Source organism: Arthrobacter sp. TJ-178 (assembly GCF_058269275.1).
On sequence record NZ_JBZCNK010000002.1, the window covers coordinates 254,998 to 269,645 of the forward strand.

Below are 14,648 nucleotides of genomic sequence, written 5' to 3' on the forward strand. Positions count from 1 at the left end.
TGCGAGTGATTTCCGTGCCGGCGGTGCGTGAACAGCCGCCGGGTTCCGGCCCCTCCCCAGGGAAGCCGTGCCGCAGACGGTAAGGCACGGAACCGTGTCCGGGAAGCGAAAGCCCGGCAACCGGGCCGCACTTGGGCAAAAAACCCGCCTCCCGCCGTCGTACCTGTTCTCAACGGCGACGGCGGCGGCTAGGTTGGGGAGTTTTGCCCGGGCATCGCCCGCCGGCACCCAATGCGCGGCAGTGTTCTGGTGTTTCATTCCCTGCCCTGCCACGCTGGAATGGCACGGGCACACGCCGGATCCCAACGTACGTAAGGATTGCCCCATGGCACGCAAAGCCTTCCTCCTGGCCAGCGCACTTCTCCTGTCCCTGTTCGCCCTGGCCGGCTGCAACGACAATGAATCCGGGGGCGGCTCGTACTCGGCCGACAATGAAGAGGCAACCTCAACGGCCAGTCCGGAGTCCTCGGGCGAGGACACGGCGGCGGCCTGTGCGTCTGCTTCTCCGGGGAGCGCGGCGCAGGAAAGCTGTGAGGCGCAGGGCATCCCGGGAGTGACCGAGGACCCCAACCGCTGCGGCACCACCACCCCCAGCCCCATTGCCAGCGGCATCATCCAGGGCACGTTCGGCACCTATTGCGAGAACGCCATTGCCAGCACCTACGACACCTCCTTCGTGCCCGACGGCGCTGACACCACCATCACGGTCAATGACACCGAAGCGAACACCACGCTGGAGATGATCGTGCGCGGCTTCGCTCCGAACACGGAATTCACCGCCGAGCTGCATCAGAAGCTGTGCGGCCCCGATCCCTCCGATGCCGGCGAGGAATACGAGGACACCCGGAACGAGGATTCGGATGACCTGAGCTTGGACTTCACCACCGACCGCGACGGCGGCTCCACCGCCAGCGTCACCGTGCCGTGGGTCCTGCCCGACGACGGCATTGGCCGCTCGCTGCTGATCACCCTCGACGACGACGAGACCGCCAGTGCGAGCCCGGACGCCTCGGACGATGACCGTGCCGTGGCCTGCGTGAGCCTGGAACGCTAGCGGTTCCGGGCCGCACCGGTTCCCGGGAGAGAACGGGCCGTTTCGGAGCTGGGGACCGCCGCAGATTAGGATGATTGCGGGCCGGTTGAGCTGTGCGCACCTGCGCACCGCACGCCGGCAAAGCGACTTACCTATCTGGAGGACCCATGGCCCTGAACGCCTCGACCACCCTGCCCCACGACGTCCGCACCGTCACCGACACGTTCACCAATGAGGACTTCCTGCGCAGCGTCAGCGAACACGTTGGCGGCTCCCTGGTCTCGGCCACCGTGGACGGCGACACCGCCGGGGCATTTGTCCTGACCGCAGTGCGCACCCTGCCCACCGACCGGCTGCCGGACATGGCCAAGAAGTTCGTGGGCGCCACGCTCACCGTCACGCAGAAGGAACACTGGGCGGCTCCGGCGGCCGACGGTTCCCGCGAGGCCTCCGTTGACCTCTCCGTGGGCGGCGTACCGCTGAAGGTTTCCGCCACCCAGCGTCTGGTGCCCCTGAACGGAGGAACCCGCGTGGACGTTGACGGCAAGGTCAGCTCCTCCATTCCGTTCCTGGGCGACAAGATCGCCAAGTCCGCCGAGCCCATGATCGGCAAGGCGCTGACCATCCAGGCCGGCCAGGCCGGCAAATGGATCGAAAACCGCTAGGACCGCGCAGCAATGGACAACAGCTTTGCCCTGCCCACCGCACTCTCCGTCATCCTCATCATCGCCGGACTGTGGAGCCTGATGGTCTGGCCGCCGTACCTGGTTGAGGCCTACAAGAGCCCGAAGGCCCGCGACGAGAAGGGTGCCCCCACCCGGTACCTGACCATGAACCTGATGAAGGTCACCACGTCCATGGTCTTTGGCCTGGTCACCGTCATCGTGGGTTTCCGCGCCCTGATCGGCTGACTCTGATGGGCTAACCGCCCCGGATGGTGCCAGACTTCGGATATCCCGTTTTTCTGTCCGAGGAGCTCCATGGCACCGGATCCGCAGAACACCCCCGCCGGCCGGCCCGAGCCGCCCCGCCGGCCGGGCGGCACGGTCCTGGCCCGCTCCAGCTATCCGGAGCTCCTGCGCATCGGCGAGATCCTGCGCAAGGAAACCGTGGGCGGGGTGCTCCTGCTGATCGCCACGGTGGCCGCACTGGTCTGGGCCAACTCCCCGGCGTCGGACTCCTACTTTGCCGTCCGCGACTTCGAGTTCGGCTACGAACCCTGGCACCTGAAGCTCAGCGTCGGCGCCTGGGCCGCAGACGGCCTGCTGGCCATCTTCTTCTTCCTGGTGGGGCTGGAGCTCAAGCGCGAATTCGTGGCCGGAGACCTGCGCCAGATCAGCAAGGCGATCGTGCCGGTGGCCGCGGCAGCGGGCGGCGTCGTCGTTCCCGCCCTGATCTATACGGCCGTTAACCTCGCCACCGGCACGGACGCGCTGCGCGGCTGGGCCATTCCCACCGCCACCGACATTGCCTTTGCGCTGGCGGTGCTCGCGGTGATCAGCTCCCACCTGCCCTCGGCGCTGCGGATCTTCCTGCTGACTCTGGCGGTGGTGGATGACCTGATTGCCATCACCATCATCGCGTTCTTCTATTCCGAAGACGTGCATCTGCTCTACCTGCTGATCATGCTTGCCCCGCTGGCCCTGTTCCTGTTCCTGGCGCAGACTCGGCGGCGGTTCTTCGCCACCCGTCCCGCGGCGGCCTGGCTGATCCTGCTGCCGGTCGGGGTGGCGGTGTGGGCACTGATGCATGCCTCCGGCGTGCACGCAACCGTGGCCGGAGTGCTGCTGGGCTTCTGCATCCCGGTGCTGCGCCGCGGCCCGGACGGCACGCCGGTGCTGCCGCAGCCGGGCAAGCCGGGCCTGGCCGAAATCTTCGAGCACCGCTTCCGGCCGGTCTCCACCGGTTTTGCGGTGCCGGTGTTCGCGTTCTTTTCCGCCGGCGTGGCGATCGGCGGCGTCAGCGGGCTGGGTTCGGCGCTGACCGATCCGGTGGCACTCGGCATCCTGGCCGGACTGGTGGCCGGCAAGCCGCTGGGCATCCTGGCCACCACCTGGGCCATCACCGCCGCCACCCGCGCCCGGCTGGACTCCACCGTGAAATGGATCGACCTGCTGGGCATCGGCATCCTCGCCGGCATCGGCTTCACCGTGTCACTGCTGGTCAATGACCTCAGCTTCGATCCGGGCAGCGTGCACAATGACCATGCGAAGGTGGCCATCCTGACCGCCTCGGTGACCGCAGCGGTGCTGGCGGCGGTCCTGCTGCGGATCCGCAACCGGCATTACCGGCTGGTGGAGGCACAGGAGTCCGCGGATGCGGACGACGACGGGATTCCGGACGTTTACGACGACGACGGCGGCGAAGGGGGCGACGACGGCGGGAGCGGGCGTTCTTAGCTGGAAACGGTTGCGCTACCCAGATCCGTAGAAGCATCCGAAGCTATTTGGCTGAAATTGCAGGGTCAGATATTGGGGGTCACCACCAGCGCTCCCCGCCATGGGCTGCACCCTGACGTTGTAACTCCCGAAATATGCTTCTGCGCCTGTTTCGCCGGACGGCCGCTGGATCCGGAATACGGCGCCGGATCCTGTTACCGATGTTTCGGCGCCATATCCTTTTTCATTGAGCACCCGCACAGAATAAGCAGTGGCTTTATTCGCTGTGGGCCAGCTCAGCGCGAGATCGGAGTACGCGCCTTTCCCCGGTCCGCTCAGCGGTGCGCACTTTACAGGTTCCGCGCTGCCCGCGGGGGAAGCCTGCGCAGCTTCTGCCCCAAGTCCCGCGTGGCAGTTGGCGCTGCTCCAATGGGCGTAAGACAGCGTCTGATACAACGGATCACCCGGAACGGCGCCATTCATGGGCAGGATGCGGACGGTGTAGTCGGTGTAAAAAGGTGTGGGGCCCGCCTCCGGCTGCCCTGTCCCCTCAACGGATTTTTGCCGGATGAATTGGAAATCAGCCGTCGCGGCAGAGACAGTTTTGGTTTGCTGGTAACCGTATCCGCCCGAATTGGACCTAATGGTGATGACATAGCTGGTGGCACTGGCGGCGCTCGGCCAAGAAAAGCGGATGTCCGTGGTGGTCTTGGGAATCATGGCTTCTTGCGTTGCAAGGGTGCTGCAGGTCAGAGCAGTGACCTTTCCCGGCCGCGCCGCCAGGACAGGGTTTACAACCGCGAGGGTTGTACCGGCAGGAACAGCAGGGACCTCCGAACGGGTAGTTCCGCTGATGGTGGCCACGGTAGCCGACTGACTCCAGTAGGCGTAGGCAATGGTGCTGCCCGCGCCCAGCACCACGGTCAGGACAAAGGCCACGGCCGCGGTCCGGAAGCCGGGAAGGGCACGCAGCCGCTGAAACAGACGGGGGCGATTGTCCGGCGGCGGCGGTGGTCCCGGTTCATTGGCAGAAATGGTTTTCCCTCAACTTCGTGCAGTTCTACGGGTGCGGCCAGGACTAGGACCTGCAGGGAAATCCTGCAATTCCCAGGTTCTGGTATCCCATCATTACAGGAGTGCTGGGTTCAGAAGAAAACAACAGGTCCGCAGGTGCAATGCGCACTGTTGCAGATGATGGAGATCGAACAATGGCTGTTTGAACGGTCACGGTCAGTGGATATTCCCGAAAGGAATAACCCAGCTCGTCCTTCAGATCGAGGTAGTACGGCTCAACCCGCAGAGTCCCCCGGGGAAGCGCATAGGAAATCGGACGGTCCAGCAACTTGGAGTCAAAAGTGACGATGTAACGCGCTTCCGGATCAATTCCGGCAGTGTTCGGCCATTCAATCCGGTTGACGAAGCTTGATTGGCACCTGACATCTGCAGGAACAGGGGTTTGCGGCCGCGCTGTCTGTCCGGAAATGATGACGCTGGCCTGCTGACTCCAGTAGGCAAATGCGGCTGTGCCGCCAATTCCGAGTACAACGGTCAGGACAAAGGCCACTGCGGCGGCCCGCATGCCCGGAAGCTTCCTACTCATCCAACTGCCGCTTCCGGAAACGAAGAACCACAGCAGCAGCCAGCAGCACGGACATGGCTATCAGGAGCGTGCCCTGCAGCGTCCGAATAATTGGTTCCACCGTGCTCTGGAAACCCGCCGGGATAATGGCGGCTTGGGGATTCTGCTCTGCCGGACCGCCGGCCTGCGGCGGGTTGGCTTCAAATGGCGGGTTGGCTTGACCGCCGCTTTCAGCGCGTTCGGGCAGAGCTGCCGGGAAGACGCTGTTAGGTGCTGGCTGCGGAGTCCCGCGTGTTCCTTGCAGGGCTGCGACTTCTGAAGGCTTGCCCGCTGCCATCGGATCGGGGTTATTGGCGGTTGTTCCTGATTCGTCCGGCGGCTGGGTGGGATTCCCCAGAGCAGCACAGGCAGTCCGGGATACAGCGTCCATCGATTCCAGCAAGAAGACAACGTCGAAGTCCGCCGAGCGGTTCATCGTGTCATTCGGAGCATCCACAGCCAGGTCGAGGACCAGCCGCATCTCACGTTCTTCCCCCGGCTTGAGTTCCCAGGCATCCTGCAGATCAGTGCAGGAGCCTGAGCCGCCAAGTGAAGTGCGGGGCGAAAGGCCGGAGTCCTTGCCGGTTCGAAGGCCCAGATAGTTGTTCATCTCGGGATCAGAGCGGACGACGAGGGCTGCCGAGGACAACCGGGCCGGGTCTTCGCTGTTGTTGCGAACCCAGAGAGTGGCGCTGCGTGTGCCGCCGGGGACGTAGTCAAGGGATTCACCGAAGACTGAGCCGGCAACCGTGGAGGTGAAGGTCTCGCCGTCGAGGCTGAACTCCAGGTAATCGCCGGCTGCGAAAGCGCCGGGCGCTCCGGCCAGGGACACCACCGTGCCGACAACACCGGCAACAGATGCTCCGACCAAACTCCGGCGCCATCCCGCAGCGGGTGCTGTGTGCCGGCTCATCAGACGGTTGCGTGCTTCCGGGCCTCAATGCGGTGTGCATGGTTGTTCCGGTCGCCGCGGAGTTCGTCGTGATCGCAGCCGTCGCAGTCGGTCAGGATGGAATCGTCGTGGCGGGGCTCGCTGCCGGCGCCTTCGGCCGGGCCGAAGTCCGGGAAAACAAACGGGTCGTTATCGCTGCCGCGGCTGTCTTCATCCGATTCGCCCTCGTTGCGCTTCTTGGCCAGTGCGCCGCGGACAAGAGCAATCACGCCGTATCCCATGAGGGCCACGGCGCCCCACTGGGCCATGGCACCGCGGTCGGAATTGCCGAGGCCGTTGGCCACAAAGCCTACGTAGGGAACGGCGTAAAAGAGCTTGCCTTTGACCTGGACTTCGCGCACGGGCAGTTCGTCCTCGACGTCGTTGTTGTCGCCCTTGGTGATGAACACAATCTCGCCGCTCTGTTCGGCGGTGACGGAGGTAATGCGGTGCGTGATAACGGCAGGGGAACCCGAGTTGATCTGGTAGGTGATGATGTCCCCCACCTTCAATTCCTCAAAGGGAACGGGCTTGACCACCAGGAAGGTGCCGGGAGCATATTTGGGAGCCATGGAGCTGGTGAGGACGCTGTACGTCTGGGACCCGGTAATCATGGGAACGGCCACAAGAATGAGGGCGGCGAGAGCGGCGAGGCAGAGCGCAACGTAGCTGAGGCAGGTGCCAATGAAGCCCAGGGGGCTGGTGGTGGCTTCTGCTTTAGTGCGAGCGCTCATGATTCTTCCTATCCTCGTGGTGTTACTTGGGTTCCGGGTGCCAGTTGCGTCACGGTGAGCTTTGCCGGGATCTGGATGACTTTGCCGAGTTGTGCGGGAGGCGTGGCAGCGTTGAGTTCCACTGCAACGCAGACGTTTTGCGTGGTCCCCAGGGCCAGCGCCCGGGAGATGCCGTTCGGTGGGACTTCCTTGTACGACGCCGCAGCTACTGCCTGGCAGTTGCCGCCCGGAGCCGGCACGAAAGTCTTGACCACCAGGTTCCCGCCGAAGTTGTCCACCGGCACCAGGGTGAGGTCAAAACCAAGCCGCAGCGGGGAAGCCGCCGTGACATTCACGTTGTTTCTAATCTCGATTGCCGCGTAGGCGGTCTTTCCACGGGCCAGCTCACCGATGGGGAGCTGAACCTGCGTTCCCCTCATGTCCACCCCGTTGACCAGAATGCTGAAGTCCGCGGCCTGGACCGTTGAAGGGGCGGTGTTTACTGTGGCATTCCACAGTGCGTAGCTTCCCTGAACAGTCATCAGCCCGAGCGCGACGGCGGCGAGGATGAGTCCTGCCGCTTTCAGTGCTCGAAGGCTCTTCACGGAATGTATCTCCAGGGAACAGGTTGTGCGCGGAGCGTGCGCTTCGCGCACAACCAGGGGTTAGAACAAGGTGGCGTTAGCCGTTGCTGCTTAGCCGTTACGGCTTGGTAGCCGGGGCCTGCTGGTCGAGCTTGTAGGAGATGGCGCCGAAGGTGGCGGCAGCGTTGACGCTGCTCTGTCCCTGGTCCGCCCGGTTGTTGAAGGTGAACTTGGCCGAAGCGATGACGTCACCGGAATCCGCAGGCTTCAGGATGGCCGGGATGGGCGTGCCGTCGGCCTTCTTCAGGGTGGGTGCTTCCACGGTCACGTCTGCGGCAGCGAATCCGCCGTTGCCGAAGGCCGGCTGCGTCATCGACAGCTTGGCTGTCATCAGGTCACCGGTCAGCTTGACGTTCAGCTTCTGCGTGTAAGTCAGGACATCACCCGGAACCACCTTGTAAGTGTTCAGATCCACCACGGTGCCAACAGCGTTGGTCCATTTGCCTTCGCCGCCCACAACCGGAGACAGCTGCAGGTCACCGGCGGTAATCGAGCCGGCGGCGGTAGTCTCGGAATCGTTCCAGATGGCGAGGGTTCCGCCGCCGCCGAGGAGGAGTGCTGCGCCTACGCCGATTGCCAGTGCGCCTTTAGCCATCTTGTTCATTGTGTTCCCCTTGTTTGTTCTGCTTGAACCTTTTCGGCCTAGGAAGGTTTTCCTTGCCGCTGGGTATTACTTTGCCGCCCGGTCCTCAAGAAACAACGCGCTCTTCCCGCAGGGTTGATGCAACGTTTGGCCAATGCGCAAGGCCGGCACAAGGTAACCTCAAGATCAACGCAATGAACCGTGGATTTGTCCGCAAAAGCCCGTTTCAGCGCCCCAAAAGCATTCCAAAGCAGTCGCAGTAACCGCAAAAGCACCCGTTAGAACGCGCAATTCGAAGCCCGGAGACATGAGCACCAATACCCCGTTCCGCATCCTGACCGTCTGCACCGGCAATATCTGCCGCTCCCCCATGGCCGAGCGTCTGCTCCAGGCCGGCTTCGATGAGATGGCCCCGGGCGAGTTCACCGTCGCCAGCGCCGGCACCGGCGCCCTGGTGGGCTCCGGCATCGAACCGCATGTGGCCGGGTTCGTGAATGTTTTCGGCGGGGACTCCACCAACTTTGTCTCCCGGCAGCTCAGCTCCGACATCCTCGCCGGCCAGGATCTGGTGCTGGCCCTGAGCCGGGCGCACCGCAGCAAGATTGTGGAACTCGCCCCGGGCCTGCTGCGCCGCACCTTCACCCTGCGCGAACTGGCTCGGCTGCTGCCCGAGGTGGACGGGCAGGACGACGTCGGCGCCTCCGAACGCTGGACGGCCGCCCTGGGCAGGGCGCTTCGCCTGCGCAGCGCCAACCCCGGGGGCCCGGGCGAGGACGACGTCGTGGACCCTTACCGCCGCAGCGAGGAGACCTACCAGCAGATGGTGCAGGAACTGACCCCGGCGGTGAACACCCTGCTGGCCTGGGAACGGCAGTACCGGTGACAGCAGCCCGACAGCAGCCTCCCCCTCCCCCGTCGTATCCGCCTCGCCTGGCCCGGTCGGCCCCAACACCGCGGTCCCGGCCTGCCCCGTCGCGCCCCGCGGGTCCATCCCGGCGGGTCCGGCAGCGCAGGACTCTGGCTGTTCTCTTTCTCCTCTATATAGGGATGCTCGCATTCATCGTGCTGTGGCCCTCCCCCGTGGACCAGGGATCCGCCGGCACCCTGAGGGCGGTGCTGAGCAGGCTGCACGGTATGGGGGTTCCCGGCTGGGTGAATTACTCCTTCGTGGAGAATCTGGCGAACGTGCTGATGTTTGTGCCCTTTGGGCTGATCGGCGCTGCCTGGCTGCCCGAGCGGCGGATCTGGCTAGCTGCCGCCGGCGGCATCGCGGCCTCCTGCCTGATTGAATCCGCGCAGGCCGTGCTGCTGCCGAACCGCTTCGCCACCATTTACGATGTGACCGCCAATTCCCTCGGCGCCGCCCTGGGCTGCATTGCGGTCTACGCCTGGCGAACCCGCCGAGATGGCAGTAAGTGCGCGTCTGAGCGCTGAGAGATGCACCTACTGCCATCTCGCGGGGTGGGAAAGACCCGGACGCACAATCTTGCCCCGATCTTGCGTCTTCCCCGGGGCAGTTCCTGAGCAAGTGCTGGCATTGTCGTAGATATCAAGCAGCCTTACAGAGCACCCAGTCCCGCCGCACATCACCGCGGCTCCCAGAGCGGAGGACCCCTTATGGTTCTGACAGTATCCGCTTCAACCAGCTGCACTCCTCTGCTACCCGGAGCCGGCCGATGATGGCCACGGCCGAGCACGGCCCGGACCTGATTGCCCGCGAGCAGCTCCTGGACCTGACCGACCAGCTCGGTCCGGCGTCCTGCCGCGAGTTCATCGGCAACTTCATCAACATGTGGGAGTCCCGCTATGAGCGCCTGCTCCGTGCGGTCACGGGAGCGGACGACGCCGCCACCATGGACGTGGTGCTCAGCATCAAGATCTCCAGCGAAATGGCCGGCGCCAACCGCCTTGCCGAGCTGGCCCGCTGCGCCCAGCAGCGCCTGACGCACTCCGGTGCCGCAGGGCTCGTCTCCATGCTCGCCCTCTTCGCCGCATGCGGCCGGGAAACCATGGCCTGCCTGCTGGCCGTCCTGGACTAGCCGCACCGCGGAAACGGCGCCGCAGAAATTCCGGCGAGGTGCCGCCGAACAGGCAGGTACCCTGAGAGCACGGCAGTTCGCTTATCCAGGGGGAGTTTCACCAACCATGTCACGGCTCGGCACGCGCATGCTTTCCCGGCTGGGACTGCACTCGGACTTCCACGAGCTGACGCTGCCCCAGCGGGTGCGGATCAGCCAGACCCCGCTCGTGATGACCATTGGCCTGCTCTGCATCATTTACGCGGCCCTGCTCCCGGAGATCATGGGCCGCCCGCAGTTCCAGGCCGGCCTGATACTGCTGTTGCTCATCACCGTTGCCGGCGCCGTCGTTCCCTGGGACCGCCTCTGGCATGCCGCCTACTGGATCCTTCCGATCCTGGACTTTGTTGCGATCGGTCTCCTGTATCAGGGCGGGTTCGGCCTGGCCATGGGACTTTACCTGCTCAGCGTGTTTCCCGTCTTCTGGCTGGCCTGGTCCCGCGTATCGGCGGCGGGGGCACTGGTGCTCAGCTTCATCTGCCCGCTGATCATCGTGTGGTATCCGGTGTTCAGCTCGCCCGCGCCCACTACCGGGCAGCGCCTGGCCGCGCCCATCCTCGGGCCGCTGGTCACCCTGGCGGTGGCTTTTACGGTGGTGGTCATCCGGCGGGACATGGATTCCCGGCAGGCCGCCCTGGCGCACAAGGACCAGCTGCTGGGAGACGCACTGGCCCAGAGCACGGACCGCTCCCGGCTGCTGGACGTTGTCCTGAACGCCATCGACGTCGGCGTGCTGGTGGTCGGCCCGGACGGTTCGGCTGTGCATAAGAACGAACGGATGCGCGTGCTGGATGACCACATCCGGCCCACGGATATGGAGCATACCCGAGAACAGGATCTGCTCTTCTTCGGCCCGGACCGCACCACCGCCCTGACCAGGGACGAGCGGCCCGTGGTCCGGGCGCTGAAGGGCGAGGCGTTCCAGGACATGCTGATGTGGGCCGGGCGACCCGGCCACCTCATGGCACTGTCCTGCTCCGCGAGCATCCTGCGCAACGAGAACGGGTTTGACGGTGCTGTCATCACCTTCAATGACGTCACCGCCCTAATGGATGCGCTGCGGGCCCGGGATGATTTTGTGTCCAGTGTTTCCCACGAGCTGCGCACTCCCCTGACCTCGATCATCGGCTATCTGGATCTGGCACAGGAAGAAGCCGAGGACACCGGCCTGACCGGCACCATTCCGCACGCCGTGGAGGTGGCCCAGCGCAACAGCGAACGGCTGCTGAGCCTGGTCTCGGACCTGCTGGCCGCCGCCTCGGGCAGCGTGGCGCTGGATCCCCGTCCGTGCTCGGGGGAAGAACTGGTCAGCGCCGGGCTGCGCTCCGCCCTGCCGCGGGCCGCAGCCGCAGGCGTGCACCTCAGCGCCGAGTGCGCTCCGGGCCTGACCGTTCACGGTGATCCCGGGCGGCTGGCGCAGGTGCTGGACAACCTGCTCTCCAACGCCATCAAATACTCGCCCGACGGCGGGACCGTCACCGTGCGTTCCTGGTGCGAGCCGGGCCTGGCGTTCCTGCAGGTGGAGGACTCCGGCATGGGCATGAGCGAGGAGGACCAGCGGGAGCTGTTCACCAAGTTCTTCCGCACCGGCGCCGTGCGCCGGGCCGGGATCCCCGGAGCAGGTCTGGGCCTGGCCATCACCAAGAACATTGTCGAGGCCCACGGCGGCACCGTCGCCCTGGTCAGTGCCCCCGGCGAAGGATCCACCTTTACCGTCTGCATCCCGCAGCCGGCGCAAACGCCGTCATCCGCTGACGGAACGGCCACCGCCGAGGAGATCGAAATTGCCGGAGCCGCTTTGTCTTCTGAGTGACACAGCCGCCCCAGAGCTGTGAGGCAGAAAGCCAGGGAGGACGTTCTCGAGGAGACTATCGATCTGGTCGCTGAGTGAACAGTGTTGGCCACCCGAGATTGCGAGCAAGCGGCCGAACTCTCCGGTGAACTACCCGCGCGGTTCCGGGTCGTTGGCACAGCGCCAGCGGTGCTGCCGCCTGCAGGGCTGTGGACGTGTCCTTCAAGTGACTGTCGCTGACCAGGGAAAGATTCGTTGAGTTTGAAGAATCGGCGGCGATCACCGGCCTGCCCGCTTATGCCACGGCGGTCGCGGAGACTGATGACTAGCCCAGGTTGTGGGTGGTACGACGAGCTGGCGTGCCTCGACCGGGATCCGTGGCTAGGATTCTTCGAGCAGTCTTGGGTGGAGAAGCAAGACGTACTGCGCGCTGCGCTGACCGCACTGGAGATACTGGATCCCTCCCCCAGCACATATCACGCTGGCTTCCGTGCCCGAGCGCAACGGGTCACTGGTTGGCTGTGAGTTCACCCTGTGTTCAAGCAGCTTGTGGCCTCCAATATGCAGGAGTGGAACCGTTTTACGCGGCAGGATGCCGACTGCAGACGGAGGGGTAAGCCTCTTTTGTATTCATTTCCCTAGTCATGCGGGTAGACCGAACGTGCGTGTAAGAGCAAGTATAATTGTTGCAAGACAATATAAATTTTTTGGGGGAAACGTGTCACGCCAACCAACACTAAATGTTCTCTGGACGTCCGGATGGGACTCGACCTATCGTGTGATTGATCTGCTTTTAAATCAGTCAGCAACCGTACAGCCGTGGTATGTAATGGATTCCGGACGTCGGTCGACGAAGCGGGAACTTCAAGCGATGAAGGAAATTCGAGAAGCTTTGGAGGCCAAGGACCCTTCAGTGGCTGAGCGGTTCCTTCCGACGAAGATCTTTAAGATCGAAGACATTCCTGCTGACAAAGAGGTGACTTCCGCGTACGAGCGAGTAGCCTCCCGTTATACCTTAGGTAGACAGTACGAATGGTTAGCCCGTCTGGCTCGCAGCCAGCAGGTAACCCTTGAACTCGGCGTTCACCGGGATGATAAGTTCCATAATGTGCTAGGCGCAGAAATTCGCCCGACCGGAACGGGCTCATACAGTGTCGCCGGAACCTCTGACCCGGATCTAACCGTCTTCGCCAACTTTGAATTTCCAATTTTCGATATGACTAAAATCGAAATGCAACACTTTGCCGAAAAGTATGAATTCGATGACATTATGGAGATGACATGGTTTTGCTTTAGCCCTCTTTTGGATGGAAAACCGTGTGGGTTCTGCAACCCATGCAGGTACACCCGCGAGGAAGGATTGGGTAGACGAGTTCCTGCGCGATCACGAACAAGACGCGCTCACCACATAGCTCTCAAGGTATTGTGGAAGGTGCGAACCACGGCAATGTCAAAGGGCAAATAGCCCCGGATGATCCGAGCGTCGGCGAACAGAGGCCCACAACGGATGCTGCGGATCCACATTTATTCGGGCTGACTTCGCATCCCGAGTGGGTCAATCGATAAGGTAACAACCGACGGAGACCACTGGTCACCTAGCCTCCACCTGTACTCTAGGCCAGACGGGGCGCCGTTGTGGTCCATCACCCGTTTGAAGCCAGGTTCTATGTACTTGTTGCTTATGGAGGACACCCGTGAACCATGAAGAAGACGACGTCCGGCCGACGTCGTACGAACAATTAGGGTCTAAGTGCAGCAGCTCTTGCCTTAAGCCAAATTTGTGATCCTATTCGCCTCAGACGGTCAGTGATGCAGGACTTCCAACGTCGGTAGGAACAACGTAAAGCCGTTTTTCCTACCGACGCTCCAGCTGGACAGACTTAACCGGTATCTCGCCTTTGGAAATATGTAGCCACCAACCTCGGAGACGAAGGCATGCCGCCCAAAGGTGCTGTGAGAAATGGCAGCCGGCACCCATTCCTAAGGTCGATTAGCGGGACGGAGCGAGCCGGTAGCCGACGCCGCGGACCGTTTCCAGCCAGCGCGGAGAGCGGGAATCGTCGCCGAGCTTGCGGCGGACGTTGCCGATGTGAACCTCAACGGTGCGTTCGTCGGCCTCGCTGATGAACCCGCCGGCGTCGTATTCGTCCCCGCGCAACCGGCGCACCAGATCGGTCTTGGTGCGCACCCGGCGGCCGCTTTCCAGTACGGCGTGCAGCAGTTCAAACTCGGTGCGGGTCAGATCCACCGGCGCACCGTCCACTTCGGTGGTGCGGGTTCCGAAGTCCAGGCTCAAGCCGTTGTGCAGGAAATGACCGGACTCTTTGCCGCCGGCTTCAGCGGGAGCGGCAGCCGCAGCGGCCGACATCGCGGGCTGCGCGGAGGCATCTGCCGCCCCCGGCGCCGCGGGCTGGGGAGCAGCATCGGCGGTTTCCTCACTTGAGCGGGGGCGGCGCAGCATCGCGGAGATGCGGGCGCGCAGTTCGCGCGGGCGGAAGGGCTTGGTGATGTAGTCGTCGGCGCCGGCTTCCAAACCCATCAGGGTGTCCAGTTCCTCGGCGCGGGCCGTGAGCATCACAATGTAGGCGTCGGAGAACAGGCGCAGCTGTCGGATCACTTCAAAGCCGTCAATATCCGGCAGACCCAAATCAAGGGTCACCACCGTGGGGTTGTGCGTCCGGACCGCTTCCACGCCCTCAGTTCCGTTGGGTGCGGTAAAAACGATAAATCCGGACTGCTGCAATACCGCGTTTAATAGGTCGCGGATATCCTTGTCGTCTTCGATGATGACTGCAACGCGCTGTGTTTCCATATGGTGCTGTTTTTCCATCCTGCGAGACCTTCTGATAACCCGCTCCCCTTACCGGAGATACTACAG

General features: G+C 63.5%; 16 protein-coding genes. 9 read left to right on the forward strand and 7 right to left on the reverse strand.

The window, feature by feature from the left end:
- Positions 1–325 precede the first annotated feature (325 nt).
- From AC4D2Q_RS07495 to nhaA, 4 genes are all read left to right on the forward strand, one after another.
- The gene (locus tag AC4D2Q_RS07495; protein WP_490945883.1) at positions 326–1,054 is read left to right on the forward strand and encodes a hypothetical protein; all 729 of its coding nucleotides are present in this window, start codon (positions 326–328) and stop codon (positions 1,052–1,054) included.
- A gap of 146 nt (positions 1,055–1,200) precedes the next feature.
- The gene (locus AC4D2Q_RS07500; RefSeq protein ID WP_490927192.1) at positions 1,201–1,698 is read left to right on the forward strand and encodes a DUF2505 domain-containing protein; all 498 of its coding nucleotides are present in this window, start codon (positions 1,201–1,203) and stop codon (positions 1,696–1,698) included.
- A gap of 12 nt (positions 1,699–1,710) precedes the next feature.
- A complete protein-coding gene (locus AC4D2Q_RS07505; RefSeq protein WP_490945884.1) occupies positions 1,711–1,944 on the forward strand; it encodes an SCO4848 family membrane protein in 234 nt (77 codons plus the stop codon).
- 69 nt (positions 1,945–2,013) lie between these two features.
- Complete coding sequence (gene nhaA / locus AC4D2Q_RS07510) at positions 2,014–3,432, forward strand: Na+/H+ antiporter NhaA (protein ID WP_490945885.1); 1,419 nt, start codon at positions 2,014–2,016, stop codon at positions 3,430–3,432.
- A 15-nt stretch (positions 3,433–3,447) separates the two neighbouring features.
- On the opposite strand, the gene AC4D2Q_RS07515 is transcribed toward nhaA, so the two are convergent.
- From AC4D2Q_RS07515 to AC4D2Q_RS07540, 6 genes are all read right to left on the reverse strand, one after another.
- Positions 3,448–4,350: a hypothetical protein gene (locus AC4D2Q_RS07515; protein ID WP_490945886.1), complete on the reverse strand. Its 903-nt coding sequence runs from the start codon at positions 4,348–4,350 to the stop codon at positions 3,448–3,450.
- A gap of 139 nt (positions 4,351–4,489) precedes the next feature.
- Positions 4,490–4,990 (reverse strand): hypothetical protein, encoded by a 501-nt coding sequence (locus tag AC4D2Q_RS07520; protein WP_490945887.1) that lies wholly within the window; start codon positions 4,988–4,990, stop codon positions 4,490–4,492.
- Between the two features lie 13 nt (positions 4,991–5,003).
- Positions 5,004–5,942, reverse strand: coding sequence for a hypothetical protein (locus AC4D2Q_RS07525; protein ID WP_490945888.1), 939 nt, complete (start codon positions 5,940–5,942; stop codon positions 5,004–5,006).
- The gene (locus tag AC4D2Q_RS07530) at positions 5,942–6,694 is read right to left on the reverse strand and encodes a signal peptidase I (RefSeq protein WP_490945889.1); all 753 of its coding nucleotides are present in this window, start codon (positions 6,692–6,694) and stop codon (positions 5,942–5,944) included. The genes AC4D2Q_RS07525 and AC4D2Q_RS07530 overlap by 1 nt, the downstream gene beginning before the upstream one ends.
- An 8-nt stretch (positions 6,695–6,702) precedes the next feature.
- Positions 6,703–7,278 carry a hypothetical protein gene (locus AC4D2Q_RS07535; RefSeq protein WP_490945890.1) on the reverse strand — a complete coding sequence of 192 codons (576 nt, stop codon included), beginning with the start codon at positions 7,276–7,278 and terminating at the stop codon, positions 6,703–6,705.
- Between the two features lie 97 nt (positions 7,279–7,375).
- The gene (locus AC4D2Q_RS07540; RefSeq protein ID WP_490945891.1) at positions 7,376–7,912 is read right to left on the reverse strand and encodes an alternate-type signal peptide domain-containing protein; all 537 of its coding nucleotides are present in this window, start codon (positions 7,910–7,912) and stop codon (positions 7,376–7,378) included.
- A 295-nt stretch (positions 7,913–8,207) separates the two neighbouring features.
- On the opposite strand from AC4D2Q_RS07540, the gene AC4D2Q_RS07545 reads away from it, so the two are divergent.
- The 5 genes from AC4D2Q_RS07545 (at position 8,208) to AC4D2Q_RS07565 (ending at position 13,235) form a co-directional block, all read left to right on the forward strand.
- On the forward strand, positions 8,208–8,783 hold the full coding sequence (locus AC4D2Q_RS07545; protein WP_490945892.1) for an arsenate reductase/protein-tyrosine-phosphatase family protein: 576 nt from the start codon (positions 8,208–8,210) through the stop codon (positions 8,781–8,783).
- The gene (locus AC4D2Q_RS07550) at positions 8,780–9,334 is read left to right on the forward strand and encodes a VanZ family protein (RefSeq protein ID WP_490945893.1); all 555 of its coding nucleotides are present in this window, start codon (positions 8,780–8,782) and stop codon (positions 9,332–9,334) included. Before AC4D2Q_RS07545 ends, AC4D2Q_RS07550 begins: the two co-directional genes overlap by 4 nt.
- Positions 9,335–9,576: 242 nt before the next feature.
- Positions 9,577–9,939, forward strand: coding sequence for a hypothetical protein (locus tag AC4D2Q_RS07555; protein WP_490945894.1), 363 nt, complete (start codon positions 9,577–9,579; stop codon positions 9,937–9,939).
- Positions 9,940–10,045: 106 nt separating this feature from the next.
- On the forward strand, positions 10,046–11,791 hold the full coding sequence (locus tag AC4D2Q_RS07560; protein ID WP_490945895.1) for a sensor histidine kinase: 1,746 nt from the start codon (positions 10,046–10,048) through the stop codon (positions 11,789–11,791).
- 757 nt (positions 11,792–12,548) lie between these two features.
- Positions 12,549–13,235, forward strand: coding sequence for a 7-cyano-7-deazaguanine synthase (locus AC4D2Q_RS07565; protein ID WP_490945896.1), 687 nt, complete (start codon positions 12,549–12,551; stop codon positions 13,233–13,235).
- 525 nt (positions 13,236–13,760) lie between these two features.
- Here the strand turns inward: AC4D2Q_RS07565 and AC4D2Q_RS07570 are convergent.
- On the reverse strand, positions 13,761–14,582 hold the full coding sequence (locus tag AC4D2Q_RS07570; protein ID WP_490945897.1) for a response regulator transcription factor: 822 nt from the start codon (positions 14,580–14,582) through the stop codon (positions 13,761–13,763).
- Positions 14,583–14,648: the final 66 nt, after the last annotated feature.

Coding starts and splice junctions, on each gene's coding strand:
- nhaA (WP_490945885.1), top strand. CDS start 2,014: ATGGCACCGGATCCGCAGAACACCCCCGCCGGCCGGCCCGAGCCGCCC.
- AC4D2Q_RS07520 (WP_490945887.1), bottom strand. CDS start 4,990: ATGCGGGCCGCCGCAGTGGCCTTTGTCCTGACCGTTGTACTCGGAATT.
- AC4D2Q_RS07560 (WP_490945895.1), top strand. CDS start 10,046: ATGTCACGGCTCGGCACGCGCATGCTTTCCCGGCTGGGACTGCACTCG.
- AC4D2Q_RS07500 (WP_490927192.1), top strand. CDS start 1,201: ATGGCCCTGAACGCCTCGACCACCCTGCCCCACGACGTCCGCACCGTC.
- AC4D2Q_RS07525 (WP_490945888.1), bottom strand. CDS start 5,942: ATGAGCCGGCACACAGCACCCGCTGCGGGATGGCGCCGGAGTTTGGTC.
- AC4D2Q_RS07555 (WP_490945894.1), top strand. CDS start 9,577: ATGATGGCCACGGCCGAGCACGGCCCGGACCTGATTGCCCGCGAGCAG.
- AC4D2Q_RS07570 (WP_490945897.1), bottom strand. CDS start 14,582: ATGGAAACACAGCGCGTTGCAGTCATCATCGAAGACGACAAGGATATC.
- AC4D2Q_RS07540 (WP_490945891.1), bottom strand. CDS start 7,912: ATGGCTAAAGGCGCACTGGCAATCGGCGTAGGCGCAGCACTCCTCCTC.
- AC4D2Q_RS07545 (WP_490945892.1), top strand. CDS start 8,208: ATGAGCACCAATACCCCGTTCCGCATCCTGACCGTCTGCACCGGCAAT.
- AC4D2Q_RS07530 (WP_490945889.1), bottom strand. CDS start 6,694: ATGAGCGCTCGCACTAAAGCAGAAGCCACCACCAGCCCCCTGGGCTTC.
- AC4D2Q_RS07505 (WP_490945884.1), top strand. CDS start 1,711: ATGGACAACAGCTTTGCCCTGCCCACCGCACTCTCCGTCATCCTCATC.
- AC4D2Q_RS07495 (WP_490945883.1), top strand. CDS start 326: ATGGCACGCAAAGCCTTCCTCCTGGCCAGCGCACTTCTCCTGTCCCTG.